Origin of the sequence: Corynebacterium sp. HMSC034B08, from assembly GCF_001835805.1 — a bacterium.
Taxonomy (GTDB): Bacteria; Actinomycetota; Actinomycetes; order Mycobacteriales; family Mycobacteriaceae; genus Corynebacterium; species Corynebacterium coyleae.
In genome coordinates this window covers 35,171-60,368 of record NZ_KV825933.1, presented here as the reverse complement: position 1 = coordinate 60,368, position 25,198 = coordinate 35,171, and the positions used below count along the sequence as shown (strand labels likewise).

Below are 25,198 nucleotides of genomic sequence, written 5' to 3'. Positions count from 1 at the left end.
GGGCTCATGTTGGACCGCACAATCTGGTGGCACGTCTACCCGCTCGCCGCGCTCGGCGCGCCGATCCGCGACACTAAAGATGCCGCACACCGCCTACGCGGACTCGAGGCGTGGCTGGACTACCTGGTCGAACTCGGCTGCAATGGCCTGCTGCTCGGTCCCATTTTCGAGTCGGTCACCCATGGCTACGACACCCTCGACCACCTGCGCATTGACGCAAGGCTTGGCGACGACACCGACATCGACTGGCTTATCAACGCCTGCGCAACCCGTGGCATCAACATAATGCTCGACGGGGTCTTTAACCACGTGGCCCGCACCCACCCTTGGGTTGAGCAAGGTCTTGCCGGCGACACGGACTGGGAGGGTCACAACGAACTGGCCACACTCCACCACGACGAGCGAGAGATCCGGGATGCGGTCGTCGACATCATGTGCCACTGGCTGCGCCGCGGCATCGCGGGGTGGCGCCTCGACGTCGCCTACGCCGTCCCGTCCGAATTCTGGCGCGACGTGCTCTCCCGCGTTCGCGAGGAGTTCCCTGACGCAATGTTCCTCGGGGAGGTCATCCACGGCGACTACGCAGAGATCGCCGCGGCCGGCACGCTCGACGCAGTCACCCAGTATGAACTGTGGAAAGCCACCTGGTCATCGCTTGCCGACGCCAACTTTTGGGAACTCGCCCATGCCCTCGAACGCCACCCCGCCGACCTGTTGACCAACACGTTCATCGGCAACCACGATGTGGACAGGATCGCCTCCACAGTCGGACCCGACAAACTGATCCTCGCCGCCGCGATTCTCATGACCGTGCCCGGCATGCCGTCGATCTACTACGGCGATGAACAAGGCTTCACCGGCACCCGCGGCGAGGGCTGGTCTGCCGACGACGCCGTCCGCCCCGCCCTGCCAACCACCCCGGCCGAACTCTCGCCACTGGGTGGGTGGATTTTTACGGAGTATCAGAAGCTGATTGGGGTGCGTCGTCGCAACGCATGGCTCACACGCGCACGCGTTGAGGTGCTGGATAAAACCAACGAAACGATCTCGTTTACCTGCACCGACGGCGAACACACCCTCCAGACTGACCTGTGGCTTGACCCCACGCCCGGCGTGCGCATCCACGCCGACGGCAACGAGCTTTACAGCTGGATGTTGAAGTAAGCCAGGATCTGCGCCAACGCGTCCTGCAGCATCTTCAGCAGGTCCGGCAACTGCAGCGTGGTCACGCCCGCGACCGGCACATCAACCGACGGCACGCCAGCCGGGGTGAGGTTGATGCGCTCCGGGAACTGCGGCTGAATCTTCGGCTGCTGCTTTGGCTGCGGGGCTGGTTGCTGGGCAGGTGCTGGCTGCTGCGCGGGCGCGTTCTGCTTCGGCGCAGCGTTGTTGGCGTTGTTGGCGTTGTTGGAGTTGGTGTTGTTGCCGCCGGTGGTGCCTTTGAGGCCGCAGCGGTTGGCGGCTTCGTCGACACGCGAAAGCGCATCCAGGATCTGCGGGCCGCGACGGTCGAACATCGCGATCGTGCGCGCCTGGCGGACTTTCTGCTGGTAGTCGGCGTCATTGGTCCAGTAGCGGGAGGCCTGGTCGCAGGAGATCGGACCCGCGGGCAGCTTCGCCAGGGTGTCGTCGATGGCGTCAGCCTGGGCGGTCGGCGCGGCGGCGATCGTGCCGGCCAGCGCCGCGGTCATAGCGAGAGTACGAAACTTCATGCGGGACAGTATGTCACGGATGGGGCGATTGTGACAGGTGGTGCGGGCCTTGGAAGGGTGTGAAACCTTCATATGCAGGGCTCGATATGCGTAAGTCCAGGTAGGAGGGTTTTCGAGAAATTGTGGCCGAAATTCGGAAAACGCGGTGACCAGCGGTTACGCATATCGAGCCCTGCATATGAACCGAAATGGCGGAACTACGCCCCGACGAAGCGGCGGATCAGGGAACGGTACGCCCGGACCGTGAGGTCGACGTCTTCGAGGGAGACGGATTCGTCGTGGCTGTGGAGCTCACCTAGAACAGACCCCAGCGTTTCGCCGCGCCCGTGGAGGGCGAATCCGTAGCCGACACCACCTTTACGACGAGCAAAGCGCAGGTCGGATCCACCCGCCGCGATCGTCGGGACGACGGGGACGTCGGGGAAGAATTCGTGGAAGGTGTCCACGATGGCGTCGTAAAGCGGGCCCGAGGTGGGGGAGACGGTGCCGGGTTCGGTGATGAGGTGGGTGATCTCCACCTCGTCGGCAAGGTCGCCGAGCGCTTCCCGCAGCAGATCGTCGATCTCTTCTTGCGTTTGGCCAGGCAAGGGCCGGATGTCGAGCTCCATCCAGGCGACGGACGGCAACACGTTGATCGCCTCGCCGGCACGCAGCACGGTGGGGGAGATGGTGAGGTGGCTCATGGCGTGGGAGTAGCTCTGCAGCTGACCGAACGCCTCGTAGCCTTCGCCGCGCAGCAGGGCCGCTTCGGTGTCGGGGTCGAATTTCCAGGCGCGGACGTAGCCCTCCCAGATGTCGTCGCTACGCACTTCGGGCGTGATGGCGGCGATGCGGCGGGCGACCTCGCCGATCTTGGTGACCGCCATGTCGCGGCCGAAGGGTGCGGAGCCGTGGCCGGCGTCGCCATGCACGGTCAAGCGGCGCTGTGCGGCGCCCTTCTCGCCGACGACGATCACGAGCGCGTCGGAGCCGTCGGACACAGGCAGGTGGGAGCCGCCCTCCTCGGACAGGCAGTTCGCCCAAGGGAACGACGCGTTCTCCGAAAGCCACGCCGCGCCGAGGCCACCGCGGGCCTCCTCGTCGGCGCATCCCACGAAGGTCAGGGTGCCTTTGGGTTGCGTGCCGGAGAGGGCAACGTCGCGCACAGCCGCCGCCATCGCTGCAGTGATGTAGAGCATGTCGGTGGCGCCGCGCCCGTACATGCGGCCGTTTTTGATCTCACCCCCGAACGGGTCAACTGTCCATTTATCCTCGTCGACGGGCACGACATCGGTGTGGCCCAAAAGGGTGAGTGGCTCAGCGTTGGGGTCGGTGCCTTCGATGGAAAACGCTACGGAAACTCGACCCGGATGGGGTTCGAAGCGTTCTACGTCTACACGGGTATCCCCGAAGAATTCCTGCAGCGTGCGGGCGTTTCTTTCCTCGTGTCCAGAATCTGCCGTTAGGTTGTTGACGCATCCATTTCTAATAAGGGCATGTAACAGTTCCAGGGTGTCATCGGTTAGGCTCATACCACATAACACTAATGTCGGAAATTTTTTGGAGACATGGGATGACTGAAACTACCCTCCCGGGCCGCCGCTCGGACAGCCAAGACCCGCGCGCGCTGCGCACGCGAAAGGCGCTTATCGACGCCACCATGCGCCTTCTCAACGACTACGAGGTCGCTGATCTGAATGTCTCGCAAATCGTGAAAGAAGCAGGCGTGAGCCGTCAGGTGTTTTACCAGCACTTTGAGGACCGCGACGCCCTCGTGCTCGCCACCGCAGCGCAGTGGGTCTTGGCGGCCTACGGCAGTTTCGCGGAACGATTCAGCATTGACAAGAACTTTGAAGCGTCGGTCACTGCACTGGCACAGGCGACCGCTGGTCACTACACCGCTGCCACGCGCATCATCGACTCGCCGATCCACAGCCTCCTGGATAACCAGGTCTACGAGGTCATGCTGCCTACCATGCGCGAACAACTCCTGCCCCGCGCCGCCCGTTGGGAAAACGCGGACATGAAGCTTGTCGACGATATGGCCCGGTTCTACATCGCAGGCATGCAGCAACTCATTGAGCAGTGCATCCGCGAAGGCGTTCCCGCAGAGGAGTTTGGTCGCCGCGCCGAAGCCGTGCGCCGCGTGCTCATTCGTGAGTAGCCTGGCGGGGTATGAACCAGGTACGTGAGGTCGTCGAGAAGCTAAAAGCCCTGTACAACACGTCGTGCGACATCGCACGCGCCGGGGACTTCGAACGCTACGGGGAAGTGCGCTACCCCAAACTGACCGTTGACGTGCTCGAATGGCGCCCCATCGACCGCTCCAAAACCTTCGGCTACGTCGACAAAGCCGGCACCTACTCCGCCGTCCTCTCCCGCCCCGACCTGCTCGAGGACTACCTCACCGCCCAACTCGAGGCGCTGACCTCGAACTATCCGTGCTCCATGCGTGTGGAGTACTCCGATATCGTCATCCCGTCCGCCTACATCAAGGGCACACCGCCTATCGACGAAACACGCAACCTGCCCCGACCCGCCCTCGACGACGTCCACGACGCCATTGTCGACGGCCACTGGGACGCCTTCCACGGTCCGGAAAAACCCCTGTTCCACTTCGGCCCGCAACGCTTCGACCTCGCCATCGCGCGACTCGAGCACTACACCGGCATCGACGTGGACACCCTGCAGCGCTACATCCTGTTCACCAACTACGCCATGCACGTCACCGAATTCGTGCGCTTCGGCCTGCGTGAACTTTCCGACCCCGACTCGCGCTACACCCGCCTCGTCCTCCCCTCCGGCGAAACAGTTTCCGACACCGTCGCGCTCGAGGACCTGGAGCTGGGGTCGAAGTTCCAGATGCCGCGCTACGACCTGATCACCGAAAACGGCGACGGCATCACCATGATCAACATCGGCGTCGGCCCCTCCAACGCCAAAACCATCACCGACTCGCTGGCCGTTCTGCGTCCGGAAGCGTGGATCATGATCGGCCACTGCGCCGGCCTGGACGCCCGCATGCGCATCGGCGACCTCATCCTCGGCAACGCCTACGAACGCCACGACCACGTTCTCGACGACTACCTGCGCCGCGAACTGCCCATCCCCGCCGTCCCCGAAGTGCAACGCACCCTGGAAAAGGCCGTGACCAAGGTGTACGGCGACGACACGTCGTTGATGCGCACCGGCACCGTCCTGTCCACCGGCGACCGGAACTGGGAGTGGAAAGACCCGCAGGACCTGTGGGAATGGCTCCGGGGATCCACCGCCGCAGCCGTAGACATGGAGTCCTGCACAATCGCCGCCAACGGCTACCGCTACCGCGTCCCCTACGGCACCCTGCTGGCCGTATCCGACCTGCCGTTGCACGCTGTGCCGAAACTGCCCGCCGGCGCCCAGGCGTTCTACTCCAACTCGAAGGAAGCCCACGTCATGTGTGCCGTGCGTGCGATGGAGAAGCTTGCCCGGCGCCCCGAACGCCTGCGCACCCGGAAGTTGCGCCGCACGATCGGTGAGGTCCCGTTCCGGTAGGCCCTTCGCGGCTTCATATGCAGGGCTCGATATGCGTAACCCCTGGTCACGGCGTTTTGCGGAAAATTGGCCGAAATTTCTGAAAACGCGCTGACCTGCACTTACGCATATCGAGCCCTGCATATGAACAAACCCCGCACACCTAACGGCCAAGTTCGAGGCGCGCCCGCACCGCCCCGACGAACTCCTCGGGGTGCTCCTCCAGGTAGCGCGGCGCGTACCGGAGCAGGGGATGGCCGGCGTTGCCGAGGCGGTCGGCGCGCGTTTTCTCGTCGAGAAGTGCCTTGTGCGCAGGGCCGAAGGTGGTGTCGTCGTACTTCACGCGCCCATCGATCTCAACTCCCAACCACCCGTTAATCAGCAGGTCAACGCGGTACCTCCACCGGGTGAGTGTGACGTTGGCGCGGACGTCGGTGATGCCGGCTTCGATGAGCAGGGCGCGCGCGTAGGCCTCGGGTGCGGATTCGGACAGGGTCGACGCGTGCTGCGCGGCCAGGCGGGCGGCGGGTTTGCCTGGGAAGCGCGGCTCAGTTTCGACGAGGTGCTGAAGCTGGGCCGGTGTGAAGCCACCGCGTTGGACGAGCCAGTCTGCGGCGACGAGTGCGTGGGTGAAGCCGTCGAGGCGGGCAATGTCTAGAAAGGTTTGCAATGGTGACGTAGTGGACATGGCTTCCCCGCGGCGGATCCGGGAGGCGGGGAGTGTGCGTTGCACGTAGCGTACGCCGGCGGGCCATGTTGAGCGCCGCGGCACCGACGGCAACACCAGCGCGACCTGGTCTAGCGGCGTGTTCACGACCCACATGTCGTTGAGGTACGCGGAGGCGCGACCGGTGATCACGGCGGCGTGGACGGCAAGGCCCGCGCAGTAGGCCCGGGCCCAGTGCTGCTGGTGGACCTTCAAGGCGTCGAACGAGCGGCGCGCCAGCGCGTGTGACGTGGATAGGCGAAGCAGGTCGCTGCTGAGATATGTCTGCCCTCGGACGTCGACAAGGTTGGTTCTGATTTCGGTTTTCCATTCCCCCATGCGGGAAATCCTAGGTGGTTTGTACACTGCCTGGCGATGGAAACTTTCTTCGACGACCCCGCGATTGCGATGGCGCATCGGTCCGCTGTGCGTTCGATTGAGCGGGTGGTCAAGGAAACGGCAACGCCGACCCCGAACCCACAACAACGCGTCATAGAACAGTTAAGGAACCCAAAAACGCTGGTCATCACGGGCGCGGGCGTGTCGACGGATTCGGGCATTCCCGACTATCGCTCCGAAACCGGCCGTTTGACCAAGGGCCGTCCGATGACGTTTCAGGAGTTCGCGCATTCGCCGCGTCAGGTGCGTCGGTATTGGGCGCGTGCGTTCGTCGGTATGCAGTTCATGCGGGCGGCGCGACCGAACCGGACGCATTTTGCGCTTGCGGAGCTCGAGCAGGCCGGCCTGATTCGTGGCATTGTCACGCAAAACGTCGATGGACTGCACACACAGGCGGGCTCGCGAAACGTGATTGCGTTGCATGGCGATATGGAGCATGTGGTGTGCCTGGACTGCAATGTGATGCATGAGCGATCGCTTATCGACGACCTCCTCACCGCCGCCAACCCCAACTACTTCAATTCTGTCGAGGTGGTCGGGACGATGATCAACCCGGACGGCGACGTGGAACTGCGCCAAGAGGACGTGGAGCGCTTCCGCATGATCACGTGCCCGAACTGTGGTTCGGAGCGCCTGAAGCCTAGCGTGGTCTACTTCGGTGAGAACGTGCCAAAGGCCACGCGAACACCGGCCGATCAGTGGCTGGCGGAGTCGACGGGGGTGGTTGCGATTGGCACGTCGCTTGCGGTGATGAGCGGCTACAAGTTCATTCTGGATGCGAAGAAGCAGGGCAAACCTACCGCTGTGATCAATGGCGGGCCGGGGCGTGCGGATACGAAGGTGGACACGCTGTGGCGCACTGACGTCGCTGACGCCATGGATGCGATCCTGGACGGGCTCGACTTGTGATTCTCCTGCTCATTGTTCTTGCAGTAGCGGTCTATCGTTACGTCACTACGCCGTTGGAGACTGCGTTTTCCACCGCCTACCCAAGTGACCTCCACGTCTACGTGCTGGGCGGGCAGCAGGTGAAGGACCACCTGCCGCTCTATGCGCACGACCTGTTGCCGGGCTTGCCGTTTACGTATCCGCCGTTTGCGGGCGTGGTGTTTTCGTGGCTGCCAACCGAGGAGTGGTTCGGCGTCGCCTGGAAGTTGGTCAGTGTGGTGGTGTTGGCCGGGGTGGTGTGGGGGTCGTCGATAAGCAAGAAGCACGTGGTGCCGCTGGTGGCCTTTTTCGTGCTGTGCACGGAGCCGGTGCAGGGCACGCTGTACTTCGGGCAGGTGAACCTGCTGCTCATGGGGCTGGTGTGCCTGGATTTCCTGGCGAAGAACAGGCTGCCGGGCATCGGGACGGGCCTGGCTGCGGGGATCAAGCTCACGCCCGCGTTTTTCATCGTGTTGTTGATCTATCAGCGCAGGTGGGGCTCGGCATTCGTTGCCGCGTTCACGTTCGTGTGCACTGCGGCGAGCGGGATGAATGTGGTGGACGCGCCGAACTTTTGGACGCGCGCGATCTTCAGCACGCAACGGATTGGGGTGGACGAGAATCCGGGGGCGCAGTCCATACGCCAAGTGCTGGCCCGCGCCGGGATGGATTCGACGCTGCTGTGGCTCACGCTGTGTGCCGCCGTGACCATCCTTGCGCTCCTTGCTTGTCGACGAGCCCCCGCACCCCTCGCCGTCTCCTTCATCGGCCTGACCGCGTGCCTGGTTAGCCCGTTTTCCTGGTACCACCACTGGGTATGGATCGTGCCGCTTGGCGTGTTCGTCTTCGAACGCTACGGCTCGGTGGCGCTCATGGTGCTGATGGCCCCGTACGCTTCGGTAGTGCTCTGGCCTGGCGCCCCGCAGTTCCTTTACATTGCCGTGCCAGTGCTCTTTATGGCGTGGTACGCGCTACCCTCGGGTTATGCGCATCCGTTTATACGCCGCAGCGACCGCGGCAGCCACAGCACTCGTCCTCGCCCCCGCAGCCTCCGCCGACCCGGCCCCCGTTACCGGCGTGGAACTCAACCAGCCCGCCGACCAGGTCATCGCGCTTGAGACGAAGTTCAACCTGACCAACGATGCGGAAACCGGCATCAGTGAACTGCGCAAGCTCCGCGGCGACATGTGGGACCAGAACGTGCCGTACGACGGAAAACCGCTCCGCACGGTTGCTGCAGAACAGGGTCTGGATACCCGCGAGAAGTACGTCAACGCGGTGCAACTGGACACCGGCTACAACCTGATCGCACTGCAGCGTGCGGTGGAGTCGGCGAAGAAGTTCGCGCACGTCCGCCCGTTCAACGCAACGTGTACGGACAACTGCGGCCCGGAGGACACCGCCACCATCGGCGGCAAAGGAGGCTGGGGCGCGAACCTGCACAGCACGGCTAACATGAGCCGCGCCATGCAGGGGTGGGGCTATGGCGAGCTGGCGGACCTGAAGCGTCTGAACGGCAAGTGGTCCGACGACAAGAACAGCATGACCGGCCACCTGCACACGTTCCTGAACCCCACCGTGACTCGTGTCGGTTTCGCCGGTGCGGTCACCGCTGAGGGCGAGGCATCGGCTGCGGTGGTGGGATACAAGCCGACCGACGTGGAATCCATGCCGCAGGGTTCCCAGAAGGTGGTTCTGCACCGTCCGGCGGATGGCAACGAAACCCCGAACACCACGCCGAAGAAGTTGGTCTTCGCGGGTGTCGGCGATAAGTCGCCGGACGACGTGCGCCGGACCGTGAGCATTGTGTTGACAGTGCTATCGATCCTGGCTGCAATTGTGAAGTTCATCGAGCCATACCTGCGCCCGATCGCCGATAAGTTTATGGGGCGATAGCCTCGGCGACTTGGTCGAGGGCATCCATGGTGTCCTCGTAGCTGCCGTCGGCGCTGCGCGCGCCGATGGCTACCCCAACGTGTTTGATCCAGCCGAGTTGGCGGGTGTGCCAGGAGCCGTCTTCCTCCACGTCTGACCAGCCGCCTTTGAACGGAACCCCCAACTGGCCGAGCCCGTAGGCCTGGTCTTCGGTGATGTTGCGCATGTCCGCCAGGACGGGTTGGGATTGGTCGCGGGTGCTTAAGTAGTGGGCATATTTCGCCTGGTCGGCGAACGTCCAGCTGGTGGTGCCAAACGCGCCGCGCACGTTGACGTGCGGCCCGGCTTTTTCGATTTCCTCGCCGACGAGTTTGGCGGCTTCGAGGTCGTCGCCCATGCAGTCCCATAGGGCGCGGGCGGAGTCGTTGTCGGACCATTCGATGGAGGCCTGGGTGAAGTCCGCGATGGTGGCGTGGTCGTATTCGCAGTGCCGTTCGGCGGCGCGTGCGATGGGGATTTTGATGGTGGACCAGGCCGGTAGGGTGTCCAGGGAGCCGGCTTTGGTGAGGGTGGTGCCGTCGTAAAGCGCGACGCCCACCTCGGTGTTTGTCGCCTCCTCAATCTTTGCGACGACCCCCTCAAGGCCCTCATACTGCTCCTGCGAATGCGTCGGTACTGCCTCGGTCTGCAGCGGCTCAACGGGAGCCTCTGCGGAGCAGCCGGCCAGCAGCAGGGGAATAACCCAGGCGACCTTGCGCATTACGCCCCCGCAACCGCCAGGGGCTCGCGAAGCACGTAATCCAACGCCACGGCGCGGGCGATGTCGCGCACGACGTCTTTGTGGCTGGGGATCAGGCGCAGGTCGATGGGCCCGGAGATGTGTTCGCGGACAGTGCGGGCGAAGGGGGCGGAGGCGAGGGGGTCGTCGATAAACGCACTGCCTGCGACAACCACCGTGTTGGGGCAGTGGTCGGAGCACAGCCCAGCCACGAGCGTGCCCAGGCCGCGGGCGCGGCTGTCGAGCGCGGAACGGGTTGCCTCCCCGGCGTCCTCCACCGCCTGGCGCAGGGTGCGGATCGTGGGCACATCGATGGCGTCCAGCAGGCCCTGGGTGGTCAGCTCGCCCTGCTCGACCTCGATGGGGTTGACCCCTTCGGGGCTGGAGATGGCGCAGGCGAGGGAGTCGTCGGCAAACAGCGCCATGACCGACGGGGTGTCCAGGTCCGCAGTGGATTGCATCTCAGAGCCGACAATCGCGCTGGAAATCGAGGTGACCTGCACCGGCACGGAGAACTGCTCGCGCATCTGATCGCCGATGTTCACCCCGTCCCACCCCAGGTTGGGGGCGTAGACGTCGCCGCTGCCGCGCACCGTGCCGGATGTGGTCACGCCCACGGTGGCGAGCGGGCGGCCGACGCTGGTGGTCAGTTTGTTCAGGCCGGCCATGATGTGCTGGATGAAGTCGTCCTCGCTCATACGCGAGACCGGCAGGTCCACGTCCACGCTGCGCAGGGTGCGGCCCTTGAGGTCGAACAGGGCGATGTAGGTGGAGTCGGTGCCCACGGACACACCCGCGTGCGTTTCGGTGGTTTCGGCGAGTTCGAGGGGGATGGTGGGCCGTCCACGGCCTTGGGATTGGGTGAGGTCGTTGCGTTCGGTGACGTATCCGGCGTCGACAAGCGCCGCGATTGCGCGGGTGACAGTGGGCTGGGACAGGCCGGTCGCGCGGACGAGCTCGCTGCGGGAGGTGAGTTCCTGCAGGCGAATGAGGTGCAGGCATTTCGCCGCGGGGGTACGTGGACGAGAAAACGAAGCCCAAGTCATGATGAATATATTTACTGGATGGTGCGACGAATTGTCCATTTGGCCAGCTCCTATACAATCGCCCAGCATGAGCCAACCCATGCGCGAGCCGTCGCTTCTCGACGCCACCTGCGAGGATTTCGTTTACGACCTCGCAGCCATCTCTCCCACGCTGGCAACCCAGATTGGCATCGATGGCCACGACGGCGAATTGCAGGACTTTTCCCCCGAGTACTGGGACCGGGTCGCAGACCGCATGCGCGACCTCATCGCCGACGTTGACGCGTTGAACGACTCCACCGATGACTCCGACGACGAAGACGACTTCGACGACGTAGACAACCTCACAGCCGCCATCCTGCGCGACCGCCTGTGTATGAAGCTCGAGCTTCACCACCGCGGCGAGCTCCTGCGCCAGCTGAACAACATCGACTCGCCGATTCAGGAGATCCGCGACTCGTTCGCGCTGATGCCGCGCGTGACGGAGCAGGACTTCGACGCCATCGCCTCTCGCATGTCGCGCATCCCGGCAGCGCTCGCCGGCTACCGCGAATCCCTGGCAGAGGCTGCCTCTGCCGGCGATGTGGCATCCCACCGCCAGATCGACGCCGTGATCAACCAGTGCGAGGCGCTGGGCGAAAGCGACTCTCAACTCGACGAACTGGGCCTCCCGCCGGAGTCCAAGATCGTCGAAGAGGCGAAGGCCTCGTTCACACAGATGGCCGACTGGCTCTCCACCGAACTCGGACCCAAGTCGCCCCACGACGATGCCGTGGGCCGCGAGCGCTACGAACTGTTCGCCGAACTTTTCCACGGCCGCAATGTGGACCTCGACGAGGGCTACGCCTGGGCGCAGGAGGAACTGAAGCGCACCGTCGATAAGCAGAAGCAGATCGCGCGCAAGCTTTACGACGACGACTCCGTCGCCGCCGCATACCGCCACCTGAACCAGGACGAACGTTACACCATCCACGGCACCGACAACCTCCTCGCCTGGATGAACAGCATCAACGAAGACGTGGCCAACGTGTTCCCGATCCCCGAGGGCATGCCCCCGGTGGAGTGCGCCATCGACCGCGCCGGCTCCGGCGGTATCTTCTACACCCCGCCAAGCGACGACATGATCCGCCCCGGCACCATGTGGTGGTCCGTCCCAGAAGGCCAGGAGACGTTCCACACCTGGCAGGAGTTGACCACCGTGTTCCACGAGGGCATCCCGGGCCACCACCTGCAGCACGCCTACGCCCTGCTCAACCGCGGTGAACTGAACATTTGGCGACGCTCCGTCTGCTGGAACTCCGCCCACGGCGAAGGTTGGGCGCTCTACGCCGAGCACCTCATGGATGGCTACCGCGAAGACCTCGGCTACCGCATGGGCCTACTCGACTCCATGCGTCTGCGCTTCGCGCGCGTGATGGTGGACATCGGCGTACACCTGAAGAAGACCACCCCGGAAGGCACCGGCGTGTGGGACGCCCAGTACGCCAAGGCCTTCCTGCGCGACAACACCGCCATGGCGGAAGCCAACCTGGTCTTCGAGCTGGACCGTTACATGGGCTGGCCGGGCCAAGCCCCGTCGTATGCCCTGGGTTTCAAGGACTGGATCGACCTGCGCGACCAGGCCCTCAGCCGCGGCATGACCCAGGACGAGTTCCACACGAAGGCGCTGAGCCTGGGCTCAATGCCGATGGATATCCTGGCCCACGCGATCCTGCACTAGTCGTCTCGCTCGATTCGTTTCAGGATTCGGGGGACGAACCCGGCGAAGATCAATACGCAGATCAGCCGGATGAGCTGCAGTGCTACCACGGCGGGTCCGGCCCCGCCTTCTGCGGATAGGGCGAGCGCGGTCTCGAGCGCGCCGGGTGTGGTGGCGAGGTAGCCCTCGTAGAGGGTCAGACCCAGCCACTTGGCTACTACCCACCCGATGCCCGCACAGAACACCATGAGGCCGACGATGTAGGCCATCGTCGCCGGCAGCAGTTTGGAAAACGCCTTCAACGCCGGCACGGACAGGCCGCCGCCGCACATCCAGCCAAGCGCTAGGAATGCCGTAATGCTCAGTGGTTCCGGGGGAACAATGGTGAAGTCCGCGAACGACCCAACCAGTACCGTGACCAGCATCGGTCCGAAAATGGACGGGTTGGGCAGCCGAGAAACCTTGCCGAGTGGAATTCCCACCCCGATCAGTGCCGGCACCAGCAACCACATCCACCAATAGGGCTTAAGGTGAGTGACCTCACCGGCGGCGGGCGCATCCAAAAATGACACCACCACTGGCAGTGTTATCGACACCGTCAGCAAGCGCAGGTACTGGCTCAGGCTGACGTAGCGCATGTCCGCGCCGAGGTCCCGAGCCAGCGCCGGCATCAGCGACGCCCCTCCCGGCAGCAATGACAGTACGCCCGTCTTCCTGGAGACACCATGGTTCGCCAACACCAAACCACCGAAGAACGCCACTGCAATCACCAACACCGCCGCGATGAGGCCAGGGACCAAGAACGGCAGCAAATCACCCGGTGGAATTCCTACCAGCGGCAGCGCCGCCACCACGCCAATCACACCGCGGGCAAGGGTGAACAGGTGCTCGTTGATCCGCAGGTCACGCTCAGTGACAATCGCGACCGTTCCAGCACCAACGATGCCGGCGAGAATCCATGCGGCCGGCACGTGAAGGTAGGTGAACACGAGACCGCACAGCACCGACAGCGGGGCAGCGACGATCCAACGGTTCATGTGGTGCATAGTAGTCGTATGCTCGCCTTCCTTATCGCTGCCTCAGCGTTCGCCGGTTGGATCGATGCGGTGATCGGCGGCGGCGGCCTCGTGCTCATCCCAATCCTCATGGCGACGACCGGCATGCCCGCCGCATCCGTGCTCGCCACCAACAAGGTTGCGGCGATCAGCGGCACCGCCTCGGCCGCGGTTTCGCTCGTGCGCCGCGTCGGGGTGCCCAAGTTCACGTGGATTTATGCCCTCATCGCAGGCATCGCCGCCGCGCTTGGAGCAACTGCAGTTTCGCTTATCGACGACTCCATCGCCAACCCGATCATCATCACCCTCCTAATCGCCGTCGGCATCTTCGTGGTGGTCAAACCGACGTTTGGGACGACCGGGGAGAGAAGGGTGTCGTCGATAAGAATTGCTCTGGGAGTCGCAGCAGCAGCGCTGATCGGCGCCTACGACGGCATCTTCGGCCCGGGCACTGGCATGTTTTTGATCATGGCGTTCACCGCCATTTTCACGCAGCAGTTTCTCCAGTCGGCGGCGATGGCCAAAGTGGTCAACACCGCCACGAATCTCGGCGCGCTGATTGTCTTTGGCGTGGGTGGCTACATCGATTGGAAACTGGCGCTGATTCTGGCTGTTGCCAACGTGATCGGCGCGCAGATCGGCACGAGAACGGTGCTCAAGGGCGGCTCCAAACTGGTGCGCGTCGCCCTGCTCATCCTCGTGGTGGTGCTGTGCGTGAAACTACTCAAGGACCAGGGAGCCATTGGCTAGGCCATAAATGGCCGCAACCGCACCGACCAGCACCAACGCCACAACGAACCACTCAAAGGTGTTGAAGGAACGCTCGTTGTTGGCGCGCCGGGTAGCAACGTACGGCACCATGCCCGGCACCACCGCCAGCGCGCCCAACAGCACGTATACCGGGTCCGCCGCGTAAATCAGCCATAGCGAGTACACCGAACCGATCAACCCCACCACCAAGTGAACGTGATGATCACGCGCGATGAGCACCAGGTAGATGGAGGAGAAGATGTAGGGCAGCAGGTACATGATCGTGGCCAACTGCACCATGCCGTTGTACGACGCCGCCGAGACAAAGAACACAACCACGAACAACTGGATCACAATGGTGGACAGGACCTGGGCGTTCTTGGTCGTCGCCAATCGCTTGGGCAACAACCCATCGCGGGCCATCATCACAATCGGCTCGGCGCACAGCATCTGCCACGACACGTACGCACCCAGCACCGACAAGCACAGACCGATAGAGACCAGCGCGCCACCCCACGGGCCGACAACTGCCTCAAGCACGGCGCCCATCGAGTTGTCCGGCAGCGCCGCCAACTCTTCCTGGCTGAGCACACCGTAGGACAGGGTGGACACCGCCACGAGCAGGGCCAACACCGACAGGAAGCCGATGATGGTCGCACGGCCCACATCGCTGCGGCGGCGAGCCTGCTTGGAGTACACCGACGCGCCCTCGATACCGATGAACACCCACACCGTGTACAGCATGATGCCCTTCAACTGAGCGCTAAACGGCGCACTGTTGGCGTTGCCCCAGAAGTCGGTGGTGAAGCGGTCCCACGAGAACCCCAGGAACGCCACCAGCACAATAAACGCCAGGATGGGTACGAGTTTTGCCACGGTGGTGACCACGTTCATCACCGCCGCCTGCTTCAGGCCGCGCGTCAGCCCCCACAGGATCAGCCAGCTCATTGCGGACACCGCGATTGCCAACACCCAGCGGTTCTGCAGCACCGGCACATAGTGGCTCAGTGTGCCGAAGAACAAGGTGGCATACCCAACCTGGGCCATCACCGAGCCGAGCCAGTAGCCCCAACCTGCGGTAAATCCGATGAAGTCACCCAAGCCGGCGCGCACGTAGGCGTACACGCCGGAGTCCAGGTGGGGTTTCCTCACCGCCAGGATCTGGAACACGAAAGCAATGGACAACATGCCGACGCCGGCAATTGCCCAACCAACAAGCATCGCTCCGGGGCTCGCGACCGAGCCGATGTTTTGGGGGAGCGCGAAAATGCCGGAACCAATGGTCGATCCGATGATGAGGGAGACCAGCGTCCAGACCGAAACGGTGCGCTTTGTCATGGCGACTAACACTACCCCAGGGGTTGTCTACTACAATCATCAATCGATACAGAACGTTTAAAGCATAAACAACTGAGGGAGGCGGCAAATGCGCAAGAAAATTGCGGCAATGACATGTGCCATTGCACTGTCGTTGGCAACCGTTTCCCCAGCGTATGCCGATGACGGATACAAACAAACAGCAGTCGTGCCGGGCCTGACCGCCACCATCGAGGCACCCCTGCCCATCGGCGAAGCCTGGTACGAAGCCGAAGACCTACCGCGTTGGGCAACCTTGAACCCCGACGGTTCCATCCACCTCACGCCGGGGGAGGGGGTTACCCCCGGTGTGTACGAGTGGCCCGTCCGCGCAGTGCTTGCCGACGAGACCGAGCGAGTCTTCCCCGTCCGCGTCACCATCAGCAAGGACGCTTCGACCGACCTCAACCAGGAAGGCGCGATCCTCGACGCACTCGTCGAATACGCCCCCGAGGTCTCCCCGAAGTGCTCCGCTACCGCCATCGGCGTCGGCCTGCCACTGCTCGTGCTGCTGCCGCTTGGGTTCGCTTCCCAGATGAGCCTGCCGCTGGTCGCGCGTCAGAACGACCTCAACCTGGTCGTCGAGAACGCCCTGAGCGTCGATCTGAAACTTCGGGACCTCAACTCCCGCGACGTTGACCTCGGCATCGCCGCCATCCTCGCCGTCGCAGGCCTCGCCGGCGCAGGCGCGATCATTTCCCAGTGTGTGAAGTAGGGTCCTCCGGCCACGCGTGCTTGGGGTAGCGGCCCCGCATCTCCTTGCGCACCTGCTGGTACGGCCCCGCCCAAAAACTGTCCAGGTCATCCGTCACCGCAAGCGGCCTACCCGCAGGCGACAGCAGGTGGTACAGCACCTTCACACCCGCGACTGTTTGGCCGTTTTTGCCAAACATGTGCTGCAGTTTCACCCGCTTCACCGGCCTGCCAGACGCATACTCAAACTCCTTCGGCGCCACCTGGTCCAACTCCGCGACCTGCTTCCAATCCAGTTGCCGCAACATCGCCGCCCGCATATCGCAATTGCCTATCGACGACCCCTTCGCCACCTCGGAAACCTCAACCGAATAGTCCCCTTCGCTCACATCCGGCCACCCAAGGGTGGCGTGCAGGAAGTCCAGCCGTTCCTTCAGGTGCTGCTCCTTGTCGGTGAGCGGGAAGTCCTCAAACCGCAGGTGGGTGAGCGCTTCCGCCGCCTCGTCGGGAGTCAGTTTGATCGGGGTGGAGGAGAGCTCAATCGCACCGATGGAGGTGATGAGCCGGCCGCGTACCTTGTCGTCGACAAGCATTGCTTTCTTGGTTTCGGTCACCCTGTCCTGCGGAAACGCGATCGGTTCGGCATCTCGGATGATCACCTGTGTCGGTGTGCGCTGGATCTCCGCCGCCGCGATCCACTCACTATGCGAGTTGAACTTCGCGCGCGTCCCCGACGCCAACAGGTACTCGCCCTCGCCGACCTTCTTCGCAATCCATTGCGGAAACGCCGCCGCAATCACCTCGCCGGGGTCCGCCGGGCCTTTGTCGTCGACAAGCCTGCGCAGCCGCTTCGTATCCACCTCACCAGCAAGCCGCGCGATCGTGCCCGCCGCCTGCGAACCGAACGTCAACAGTGCCGCGCCCAGCCGCGGATCCAGCGGGAAACTGGCCAACCTCTTGCCAAAGCTGGTGATCTTTCCGTTGCTTAGCGCCCCAATCGCCTCCAGATTCTGCTCCGCCTCCGTGAGGTCCTTCGGCTGATCCAACAGCGGCAGGTCCGGCGACGCCCACGCCTTCATAGTCAGCAACGCACCCGTCAGATCCGCCGTGAGGATCTCGGGCGTGATGTCCGCCTGGAAGTTGGCGTAATCGTCGCGCGAAAACACCCGCACAACCTCGCCCGGACCGAGCCTGCCCGCACGACCCGCACGCTGATCCGCACTCGTCTTCGCCTCCGACACCGTGACCAGGCCCGTCATGCCCCTGTTATCTCTCTTGGGCACCCTGGACAGGCCTGCGTCCACCACCTTGCGCACGCCCGGCACAGTTATCGACGACTCCGCCACCGACGTCGCCACAACCACCCTCGCTGGCCCGTTCAGCGCCTCATCCTGCTCCTTGCTGCTCTGCCTCCCATGGAGGGGGACCGCATCGTCCAGGAACCCGCACACCAAATCCACCTCGCGCACACCCGGCACAAATACCAAGGTCCGCTCCGTGCCGTGCGTCTGTTGCGCCACGTGTTTGTAGAACTCGCGCGTGCCCCGGATCCTGTCCGGGTGGGGCGCATACGTGATGTCCAGTGGGTGCGTCACCGCCTCCGTGGACAGGACCTGCGCGCCCATATGGTCGGCAGACTTCTGCGCGTCCAGGGTGGCGGACATGGCGGTGAGGTAGAGGTCGTCGCGAAGCAGCGCGACCTCCATACACATCGCCAACACCAAATCCGTGTCCAGTTGGCGCTCGTGCACCTCGTCGATCACCACCGCACCGACCCCCTCCAAACCGGGGTCCTTGAGCAGGCGATTCAACAACACCCCGGGGGTTACGAACTCCACCTCGGAGCCATCCTTGTGCTCCCCGCGGATGGAGTAACCGACTTTGGTGCCGAGCGGCGTGCCGTCGAGAAACGCAAGCCTCCTCGCCGCCGACCGCACCGCCACCCTCCTTGGCACCGTGACCAGCGTCTTTCCTGCAATGTTTGCGATCGCCGGCGGGATCAACGTCGTCTTGCCCGTACCCGGCGGCGCTTCCACCACAAGGGGACCGCGGTGGGGGATCTTGTCCACGACTCGCGACACCGGTAGGTCGCGGCCGATTTTCGCCAGGTCGAACATGGCAATCCAGGGTAGCGTGTGGGCCATGAGACGCCTCTTCGCAGCGATCGTCCCACCCGACGAAGTCCGCGAACACCTCATCACCGCCCTGCGCCCCATCCGGGACTTCTCCGGCACCGAAGTGCGCTGGTCTGACCCGGACAATTGGCACATCACGCTGGCGTTTTACGGCAACCAACCCAACGACGCCGACCTGGTCACCGATCATCTCTCCCAAGCGACTGCCTTCACTCGGCCCCTCCGCGTGCATCTGCGGGGCGCCGGCTGCTTCGAACGCCGCACCATGTGGATCGGCGTCGGCGGCGACAAAGCACCTCTGAAAGACCTCATGGCGGACTGCCAACTCGACCCAGATGCCCGCCGCCGCCAACGTGCGCATCTCACCGTCGCCCGCACCGGCACCCGCACCAGGGACCCAATGCTTCTCGACGACCACGCCCACGCCCTCGCCATCTACACCGGACCGGAATTCGCCGTCGACGAAGTGCTCCTGCTCGAGTCCCACCTGGGCAAGGGGAGAAGTGGCGGCCCGAAATACGACGTGGTGGACAGGTTCTACCTGCGGTGATCTACGTGGCCAGTCCAAAGTTGTCCCCATCGATATCAAGCACCAGGTTTTTAAGGTCATCAAATCTGAATCTGTGAGCGAAGTAAGGCAGATCAATCTTTGGTTGTTCGTGGAACGGGTTTTCCTCTGGGTAGTAGTCTTCCGGGTCCGGGAACGGCGGTTCCTCGTCGTCCGGTTCTGGAGGGAGTGGCTCTTCCCACGGCATTTCGGGTGCGAATGGGAATTCCATGTTGTATTCCTGCTCGAGTTCTTCGATCGCGGTGGTGGCTGCTTCTTCGTCGAGGGTGTCGTCGAAAATGTCCAGGATTCGGTGGCCTTTGGCGTAGAACTCGGCGGCCCGGGCACGGTTTTTACGTACGTTGGCCAGGCTGGACTTCCACCGCGGGTTCGTCGGAGTGACTTGCTCGTGGAGGAGGCCTTCCGGCGTGCAGATTTCGTATGTTCCGTCCTCGAAAAGCCAGACGATGTCACCGGTGACCGGATCGGGAATGTAGAACCCGCGACGATCCGTTTTCAGATTGTGGTGGTGCTGGCATAGTGCAAACAGGTTCTCCACTGCGGTTTCGCCACCTTCGCCGTAAGGGATGCGGTGGTCGAGCTGGCACTGCTGAGCGGCGCGGTTACAGCCAGGGTAAATGCAGGTGCCGTCACGGGCGATGACAGCGTGACGCATCGCCTCGTTCGGGGCGTAGCCACCTAGTTTCTGTACGGCTGCTGCGTCGAGGTCGCGTTCGACGTGGTCGGTGGACGCCAACCAGTCTTCGAAGGCTGCGGTGGTTTCAGCATCGGTCCAACCCAAACCTGGCAGAAAAACCGGGTCGCCTTCCTCGCGGTCTTTCGGGCTGTACACGTTGAGCACCGGTGTGACGGATGTGCCGGCGATTTCACCACACAGCAACTTCAAAGCGGCTTCGGGCATGCTGATGCCATGTTCGCGGGCGACAGCCTTCACACTTGCGCCGACGCGACCTGCGGCGATTGGGTTGGTGAATATCTCTATCGACGCGCGGTCCTCTCCACCGAATGAGAAGCAGTCGATCCGGAACGTGTCGCTAGTGTCCTTTTCGCGTTCATCGCGCTTCTTTGCGTTGTACCCGCGCGACTTGTCCAGGCGTTTAATTGCAGCGCGGATGCGGTCGGTGACCGTCTTGCGTTGCGGAACCTGCTGGTTGTTGCGCTTGGGGGTGAAGGTGTCAACCAGGATCTCGTCGATAAGCGCGAGTGCTTCCTCGTCTGGATCTGGGCCGAGCTCCTCGATCGCGGTATATGTAGCGGTCAGGTGGCCGATGTCCATCACCCGTGTGTTGCTCTGTAGCGCGCGAAGCCGTGGAAGTTCTTGTAGGACTGCATGTCCGAGGATCGCGTTCTTTACAAACCCCTTGTTCCAACTGGTGGCCGATTGCACCTTCTCAACAGTGAGGTCGAAATCATCCACCTCGAGGCCCGGATATGCGTACTCGCCGAACATTGTCCAGTAAATATCGCGAATCATTTGAGCGTTTCGGCTGTCTGGATCATCTGGTCGCTGACTGCGGAAAATTTTCGGTGGTGCGGTTGCCGTTGTCATGGTCCCCCCTTTCGTCGATGGTGCTATAGTATCGAACAAACAAGCTATACGCAAGGGGGTATAACGGAATAATGAAGAATAAAGAGTTCAGGTGTTCGAACATCCTGGGTGGCTATTTTGAAGATCATATAAAACGGCCACGACACGGTATGTTGGGCAGATGCTTTTCGACGCCACCGTGATCCCACGCGAACCCAACCGCGTCATGTCTGGGGTGGTGTATTTACCCGCGTTTTTCACCTCTGATGAGCGGCGGGAAATTATCGAACAAGCGAGCGAATTAGTGAGGTCGGTTGCCGGCACGCCGGTGGCGATGCGCCAACCACGGGTAGGCAAAGGGCAGATGGATGCGTGGATGCTGTCGCTCGGGTGGTTTTGGGCGAATTCTTTAACCACTGATCTATTTCCCACCACTCCCTGGGGCGCCAACGGCGACAGCGTCAAGTTGTTTTTGAGCCGAAAAGACTAAGGCGCTCCAAAAAAGAGTGCAACCTTTGGAACCACTGTGGATACTAAAGTTCCAGAAGTGATCTGAGCTATTGCCCTTTCTGCAGGTAGGCGGTTAGTTTCAAAAGTGTCTCCAATCCAGTCCACCACTAGAGAGGTACTATGTTTTTTCACCGTAATCGTGTCCTCGCAGGGGCAGTCACGCTGACAATTGCATGCTCGGTCGCGTCAGTGTCAACCGCGTACGCTACTCCGTTACCCACCGACGCCCCCTCTATCAGCACTCAAAAGAGCAATGGTAAAGGGATTTCCACGAAGCATGCAGCGGGCACCAGCACTGAATTTGACCCTGCATTTGCCGAACAGGCACAGCAAATGGAAGCCGACCTGAAAACCATCATGTCTATTCCAGATGAAGTCCTCCTTCAAGGTGATGCTGCTACTCAAGCATGGGTCCAGCAAAACCTTGTGACAGGGACACCGGGGGTAACTACTTACGCCAGTGTTCTTGGGTGTACTGGGGCAATTACGGGGATGATCGCAGGTAATTTGGTTGGAGCCGCCAAACTTCTCAAGATAAAGCGCTATATCAAAGAACTTGGAGGAGTGGCGGAAGCCGTTCGCGTCATGTGGGGGGCGAGCTTCAGCTACGAGAAGCTGCAAGCTCTCGGTGGAGCTGTCGGTGCACTCGCGGCGGAGCTCGTAGGAATCGCTGGCGTGCAGGAAAAGTGCTTCGACTAGCGCACGCATGTAGCAATAGTTGCACAAGAGGAAGATATGCTCGAAAAACTAGAGTACATAGGGTCTTGTTTGTCAATTGGGGCGGCAGTAGTGGCCATCGTTACGGGGCAGTTCGTCTTAGCGCTTGTTCTCGCAATCATCGGAGTGTGGGGACTAAAGCCAAACAGAAACCTCTCGAAGGCCCAAGAAATCGATTCGAGCCTACCCATCCCCTCGGCGTCTGCAATCAAGCAGTTCCGACAAGACAATCCGGACTTCTCGCTCACCGAATCAATTGTTGAGCTGCAGAAACGAGATGCTAAAAATGGAAAATGCGACCCTATCTAGTTTGCTTATCTTGGGAAAGTTTTACCGCGAAGGTGGCAAATTCCCTGGTTCGGGTACTGCTGGTCGTTGTCCCCCTTTTTGTTGAGGCTCTGGGATGGTGCCAAACAGATAAAACATGGACAGCGCCCCATGGGCTTCAGAATGGGGGTGATCTCTAGCGATGCTGTCTTACACACTGGCCAACGACGAGGGAGAGAATCAAGGAGAGTGGAAAGGTACTTTGGGTCGCGGAACAAAGCCTAGGGGTGCTCTAGTTTGAAGTGCTATCGCCTCGCTTTTCGATTGGATATTGGGGGTTCTGATCGGCCGGTTCTGGCATCGCTTTTGATTCAACGTCGATAAGTTGATAGTTGAAAATTCGATTGCTGGGTGGCGGGACGAACCGTAACTTTCATGCTTCACTGTTCTTCTATGGTTTCCATCGATGCAACTCTGGGTGCTTAATGTGTTTATTAAGGCGTTTCATTCTGGCCGCGTAGTAATAGCGCTGGTGTTGTGCTTGCTGGCTCTTACTCTGTGGGGCTTGCGCGTTTCGGTAGTCGCACCTGTCGACATTGGCACTGGGGTGCTTTTCTTCTTGCTAGCAGCTACATTGCCTCTGGCGGCATATCGGCCTACTGTCGCCGCTCTGGGGCATCTTGCGCTGTTTGCGGTCGCAAGCTTTTCCGCTCGTTCTCCAGATTTGGTGACGTTGACGTCCGGTCTGATGGTTACTGTAGTTACTGCGCAACGCAGGTATAAGACTGGAGTAGTCCTTGCAGTTTTTACGACACTACTTGGGTTTTACTCCCCGGATAAAAAGTCGTTTAGTGTGGATTCGCAGTCTGTGACCATCTTTAGCCTCATGATGGTTTGCGCATTTGCCGTTGGGTGGTTTATCAACACGGTGAATACAAAAGAAAGGCAACGCCATCTCCAGATACGCCAACGTAAGGCAGAAGTAGCTGGGCTTCTCCATGACACGGTAGCTGCTGATCTAACTGCGCTGATTGTTAGGCTTGAAGCATTGGCGATCGCCACGCCGGAGATAGAGCAAGCTCTACAGAAGTGTGCTACCACAGCGCGTAAGTCAATAGGCGGTATTCGCGCGTTAGTGGACGAGCTCAATGCCCAGGCGATCAATCATCAGCAAGCGACTGTGCCAGCGCTAACCACGACACTGATACAAACTAATCGCGCGCTTCAGGAGGCCGGATTTCATGTTGAATCCACCGCGAATATCAGCGTGGATCCCGGCACTGAGTCTATCGACAAGGCGCTCAGTCGATGTTTGTCTGAGGCCAGTGCCAATATCATCAAGTATGCCGTACCTGATTCCATGGTGAGAATGACTGCAACTGCAGATGCCAAACAAATCATTGTGACTCTCGCTAACACTTATAGACCGGGGCGTGGGCGAGCTGGTTCCAGCCATTTTGGTTTAGTATCTATGCAGCGAACGATTGCCGCCGTAGGCGGAAACATGACACTGGATAGCGCTGACGCCCGTTGGTCGATTACTTTCCATGTCCCCGTCTGAAAGGTTTCGTCGTAAATATGAATTCCGTGATCTCTCTTATGCTTACCGTTAGCCTTGTGGCAGGATCCCCCGTAACAGTCGAGGTACCTCCCGCTGAGAGGAAACCGGTGACTCATACATACCAGATTATTAAGGACTGGCTGGGGTGCAGTAAAGGTCAAACCCATCCTTGGTGTAGTAAATGAGCGCCAGGATCCTCCTTGTTGATGATGATCCCGTAATCCGGGAATCCTTTCCGCTTTACTTCTCTAAAACCCCAGACCTAGAGGTTGTTGCCACCGCCGCGAACGGGCGCTGCGCGCTGACATGGCTCGATAGTCATACCTGTGACGTTGTGTTGTCCGATGTCCGCATGCCCGATATGGATGGAGTCGAATTACTGAAACAGACGAACAGTTTCGATGAACCACCTGTTTTTGTTGTGATGACAGCTTACGACACTGACGACACGATGATTACTTCTCTTGCGCGTGGGGCGTCCGGGTACGTCATTAAAGGACAACCTCCGCAGGTAATTATTCAGGCACTCAGAGATGCGCTTAACGGAGGGACCAGTCTCTCACCCCAATGCGTGAAACGGCTGGTAGCTCAATCCCCGTGGGGACGGTTTGTCGAACGAATGGCACACGCTTCATTAACCGATAATGAGGAAGCTGTCATGGAATTGTTGCGCCGAGGAAACAGCAATAGACAAATAGCAAAAGAGTTATTTTATTCTGAATCCTATATAAAGAAAATAGTGTCTTCTCTTCTGAAAAAAATGGACTGTAGCTCTAGGGCGGAACTTATAGCTCTCCTGAACTGAGCTAATTGTTTCGGCGGAGTACTTTCGCTGTCTGGAAAAAGGCTCTTGGCGTCAGCTAGAAGTCACGAAGAAGACGACCACTACAGCCACGAAGCCTGTGCAGTCCGCATTCTGCCAATCCGCAAGCCGCGGCTACGTCAAGAAAGTGACAGTCGAGGTAGATCATGTAAAAGTCGTCTTCAACGTGTCCTTCGTACGTGTACATGCGGAACATTCCCCAGTAGATGTCGCGGATCGCTTGGGCGCCGCTTGCGTGCGGGTCGTTAGTGCGTTGGTTGCGAAACATCGGTTCGATTGCCGTGGTCATGGCCCCCTTTGCAGGGTCGTCAATAGCAATATCGAACACACGAACGAGCGTCAGGGGATTAACCAGCAGAAATAAAAAGTAATACGGTTGCCTATTCGAACACTTTGGGTTATTGTGTGAAAATCATATAAAACGACCGCGACACGCAAGGTGGAGCAATTGCTTTTCGACGCCACCGTGATCCCACGCAAACCCAACCGCGTCATGCCTGGGGTGGTGCATCTACCTGCGTTTTTCACCTCTGATGAGCAGCGGGAAATCATCGAACAAGCGCGCGAATTAGCGAGGTCGGTTGCCGACACGCCGGTGGCGATGCGCCAACCACGGGTAGGC

At 61.2% G+C, this 25,198-nt stretch carries 24 protein-coding genes and 1 pseudogene; 15 read left to right on the top strand and 10 right to left on the bottom strand.

Annotated features, from left to right (window positions below):
* Window positions 1-6: 6 nt before the first annotated feature.
* Entirely contained in the window at window positions 7-1,164 is a 1,158-nt protein-coding gene (locus tag HMPREF2656_RS03385) for an alpha-amylase family protein (protein ID WP_070421967.1), read from the top strand.
* Here the strand turns inward: HMPREF2656_RS03385 and HMPREF2656_RS03380 are convergent.
* Together HMPREF2656_RS03380 and HMPREF2656_RS03375 are read right to left on the bottom strand one after the other, a co-directional pair.
* A complete protein-coding gene (locus HMPREF2656_RS03380) occupies window positions 1,143-1,712 on the bottom strand; it encodes a hypothetical protein (RefSeq protein ID WP_070815917.1) in 570 nt (189 codons plus the stop codon). The genes HMPREF2656_RS03385 and HMPREF2656_RS03380 overlap by 22 nt on opposite strands.
* 197 nt (window positions 1,713-1,909) lie before the next feature.
* Window positions 1,910-3,223 carry a M20/M25/M40 family metallo-hydrolase gene (locus HMPREF2656_RS03375; RefSeq protein WP_070815853.1) on the bottom strand — a complete coding sequence of 438 codons (1,314 nt, stop codon included), beginning with the start codon at window positions 3,221-3,223 and terminating at the stop codon, window positions 1,910-1,912.
* A 41-nt stretch (window positions 3,224-3,264) separates the two neighbouring features.
* Here HMPREF2656_RS03375 and HMPREF2656_RS03370 point away from each other — a divergent pair, with 41 nt between their 5' ends.
* Window positions 3,265-3,855, top strand: coding sequence for a TetR/AcrR family transcriptional regulator (locus tag HMPREF2656_RS03370; RefSeq protein WP_070815852.1), 591 nt, complete (start codon window positions 3,265-3,267; stop codon window positions 3,853-3,855).
* An 11-nt stretch (window positions 3,856-3,866) separates the two neighbouring features.
* The gene (gene amn, locus HMPREF2656_RS03365) at window positions 3,867-5,225 is read left to right on the top strand and encodes an AMP nucleosidase (RefSeq protein ID WP_070815851.1); all 1,359 of its coding nucleotides are present in this window, start codon (window positions 3,867-3,869) and stop codon (window positions 5,223-5,225) included.
* A 142-nt stretch (window positions 5,226-5,367) separates the two neighbouring features.
* On the opposite strand, the gene HMPREF2656_RS03360 is transcribed toward amn, so the two are convergent.
* Window positions 5,368-6,249: a hypothetical protein gene (locus HMPREF2656_RS03360; RefSeq protein ID WP_070452012.1), complete on the bottom strand. Its 882-nt coding sequence runs from the start codon at window positions 6,247-6,249 to the stop codon at window positions 5,368-5,370.
* 36 nt (window positions 6,250-6,285) lie between these two features.
* Between HMPREF2656_RS03360 and HMPREF2656_RS03355 the strand changes: the two genes are divergently transcribed.
* Both HMPREF2656_RS03355 and HMPREF2656_RS03350 read left to right on the top strand, forming a co-directional pair.
* Window positions 6,286-7,218: a Sir2 family NAD-dependent protein deacetylase gene (locus HMPREF2656_RS03355; protein ID WP_070815850.1), complete on the top strand. Its 933-nt coding sequence runs from the start codon at window positions 6,286-6,288 to the stop codon at window positions 7,216-7,218.
* Entirely contained in the window at window positions 7,215-8,354 is a 1,140-nt protein-coding gene (locus tag HMPREF2656_RS03350; protein ID WP_070815849.1) for a glycosyltransferase 87 family protein, read from the top strand. The genes HMPREF2656_RS03355 and HMPREF2656_RS03350 overlap by 4 nt, the downstream gene beginning before the upstream one ends.
* Before the next feature lie 764 nt (window positions 8,355-9,118).
* Here HMPREF2656_RS03350 and HMPREF2656_RS03340 read toward each other — a convergent pair.
* Both HMPREF2656_RS03340 and HMPREF2656_RS03335 read right to left on the bottom strand, forming a co-directional pair.
* Entirely contained in the window at window positions 9,119-9,871 is a 753-nt protein-coding gene (locus HMPREF2656_RS03340; protein WP_083319419.1) for a hypothetical protein, read from the bottom strand.
* Window positions 9,871-10,935 (bottom strand): ROK family transcriptional regulator, encoded by a 1,065-nt coding sequence (locus HMPREF2656_RS03335; RefSeq protein WP_070815847.1) that lies wholly within the window; start codon window positions 10,933-10,935, stop codon window positions 9,871-9,873. Before HMPREF2656_RS03335 ends, HMPREF2656_RS03340 begins: the two co-directional genes overlap by 1 nt.
* Window positions 10,936-11,002: 67 nt before the next feature.
* Between HMPREF2656_RS03335 and HMPREF2656_RS03330 the strand changes: the two genes are divergently transcribed.
* Complete coding sequence (locus tag HMPREF2656_RS03330; RefSeq protein ID WP_246825101.1) at window positions 11,003-12,634, top strand: DUF885 domain-containing protein; 1,632 nt, start codon at window positions 11,003-11,005, stop codon at window positions 12,632-12,634.
* Here the strand turns inward: HMPREF2656_RS03330 and HMPREF2656_RS03325 are convergent.
* Window positions 12,631-13,650 carry an AbrB family transcriptional regulator gene (locus tag HMPREF2656_RS03325; protein ID WP_141760996.1) on the bottom strand — a complete coding sequence of 340 codons (1,020 nt, stop codon included), beginning with the start codon at window positions 13,648-13,650 and terminating at the stop codon, window positions 12,631-12,633. The genes HMPREF2656_RS03330 and HMPREF2656_RS03325 overlap by 4 nt on opposite strands.
* 18 nt (window positions 13,651-13,668) lie before the next feature.
* Here HMPREF2656_RS03325 and HMPREF2656_RS03320 point away from each other — a divergent pair, with 18 nt between their 5' ends.
* Complete coding sequence (locus HMPREF2656_RS03320) at window positions 13,669-14,418, top strand: TSUP family transporter (protein WP_070815844.1); 750 nt, start codon at window positions 13,669-13,671, stop codon at window positions 14,416-14,418.
* On the opposite strand, the gene HMPREF2656_RS03315 is transcribed toward HMPREF2656_RS03320, so the two are convergent.
* Window positions 14,389-15,756: a basic amino acid/polyamine antiporter gene (locus tag HMPREF2656_RS03315; protein WP_070484943.1), complete on the bottom strand. Its 1,368-nt coding sequence runs from the start codon at window positions 15,754-15,756 to the stop codon at window positions 14,389-14,391. The genes HMPREF2656_RS03320 and HMPREF2656_RS03315 overlap by 30 nt on opposite strands.
* Before the next feature lie 88 nt (window positions 15,757-15,844).
* On the opposite strand from HMPREF2656_RS03315, the gene HMPREF2656_RS03310 reads away from it, so the two are divergent.
* Entirely contained in the window at window positions 15,845-16,489 is a 645-nt protein-coding gene (locus HMPREF2656_RS03310; protein WP_070421980.1) for a Rib/alpha-like domain-containing protein, read from the top strand.
* On the opposite strand, the gene HMPREF2656_RS03305 is transcribed toward HMPREF2656_RS03310, so the two are convergent.
* Window positions 16,467-18,584 (bottom strand): ATP-dependent RNA helicase, encoded by a 2,118-nt coding sequence (locus HMPREF2656_RS03305; RefSeq protein WP_070815915.1) that lies wholly within the window; start codon window positions 18,582-18,584, stop codon window positions 16,467-16,469. The genes HMPREF2656_RS03310 and HMPREF2656_RS03305 overlap by 23 nt on opposite strands.
* Window positions 18,585-18,609: 25 nt before the next feature.
* Between HMPREF2656_RS03305 and thpR the strand changes: the two genes are divergently transcribed.
* Window positions 18,610-19,152, top strand: coding sequence for an RNA 2',3'-cyclic phosphodiesterase (gene thpR, locus HMPREF2656_RS03300; RefSeq protein WP_070815843.1), 543 nt, complete (start codon window positions 18,610-18,612; stop codon window positions 19,150-19,152).
* Window position 19,153: 1 nt separating this feature from the next.
* On the opposite strand, the gene HMPREF2656_RS03295 is transcribed toward thpR, so the two are convergent.
* Window positions 19,154-20,644: an HNH endonuclease signature motif containing protein gene (locus HMPREF2656_RS03295; RefSeq protein ID WP_168167527.1), complete on the bottom strand. Its 1,491-nt coding sequence runs from the start codon at window positions 20,642-20,644 to the stop codon at window positions 19,154-19,156.
* A 235-nt stretch (window positions 20,645-20,879) separates the two neighbouring features.
* Here HMPREF2656_RS03295 and HMPREF2656_RS03290 point away from each other — a divergent pair, with 235 nt between their 5' ends.
* The 5 genes from HMPREF2656_RS03290 to HMPREF2656_RS03270 all read left to right on the top strand — a co-directional run bounded on the left by HMPREF2656_RS03290 (window position 20,880) and on the right by HMPREF2656_RS03270 (window position 24,558).
* A complete protein-coding gene (locus HMPREF2656_RS03290; protein ID WP_070815842.1) occupies window positions 20,880-21,188 on the top strand; it encodes a hypothetical protein in 309 nt (102 codons plus the stop codon).
* Between the two features lie 209 nt (window positions 21,189-21,397).
* Entirely contained in the window at window positions 21,398-21,907 is a 510-nt protein-coding gene (locus HMPREF2656_RS03285) for a hypothetical protein (RefSeq protein ID WP_141760995.1), read from the top strand.
* 36 nt (window positions 21,908-21,943) lie between these two features.
* Window positions 21,944-22,234: a hypothetical protein gene (locus HMPREF2656_RS13280; protein WP_070421984.1), complete on the top strand. Its 291-nt coding sequence runs from the start codon at window positions 21,944-21,946 to the stop codon at window positions 22,232-22,234.
* A gap of 424 nt (window positions 22,235-22,658) precedes the next feature.
* A complete protein-coding gene (locus HMPREF2656_RS03275) occupies window positions 22,659-23,753 on the top strand; it encodes a sensor histidine kinase (protein ID WP_070815840.1) in 1,095 nt (364 codons plus the stop codon).
* A gap of 181 nt (window positions 23,754-23,934) precedes the next feature.
* Entirely contained in the window at window positions 23,935-24,558 is a 624-nt protein-coding gene (locus tag HMPREF2656_RS03270; protein ID WP_070484946.1) for a response regulator, read from the top strand.
* Window positions 24,559-24,613: 55 nt separating this feature from the next.
* Here the strand turns inward: HMPREF2656_RS03270 and HMPREF2656_RS03265 are convergent, their stop codons facing one another.
* Window positions 24,614-24,865, bottom strand: coding sequence for a hypothetical protein (locus HMPREF2656_RS03265; RefSeq protein WP_070451955.1), 252 nt, complete (start codon window positions 24,863-24,865; stop codon window positions 24,614-24,616).
* A 204-nt stretch (window positions 24,866-25,069) separates the two neighbouring features.
* On the opposite strand from HMPREF2656_RS03265, the pseudogene HMPREF2656_RS03260 reads away from it, so the two are divergent.
* Window positions 25,070-25,198: pseudogene (locus tag HMPREF2656_RS03260) on the top strand (alpha-ketoglutarate-dependent dioxygenase AlkB); the annotation flags it as partial.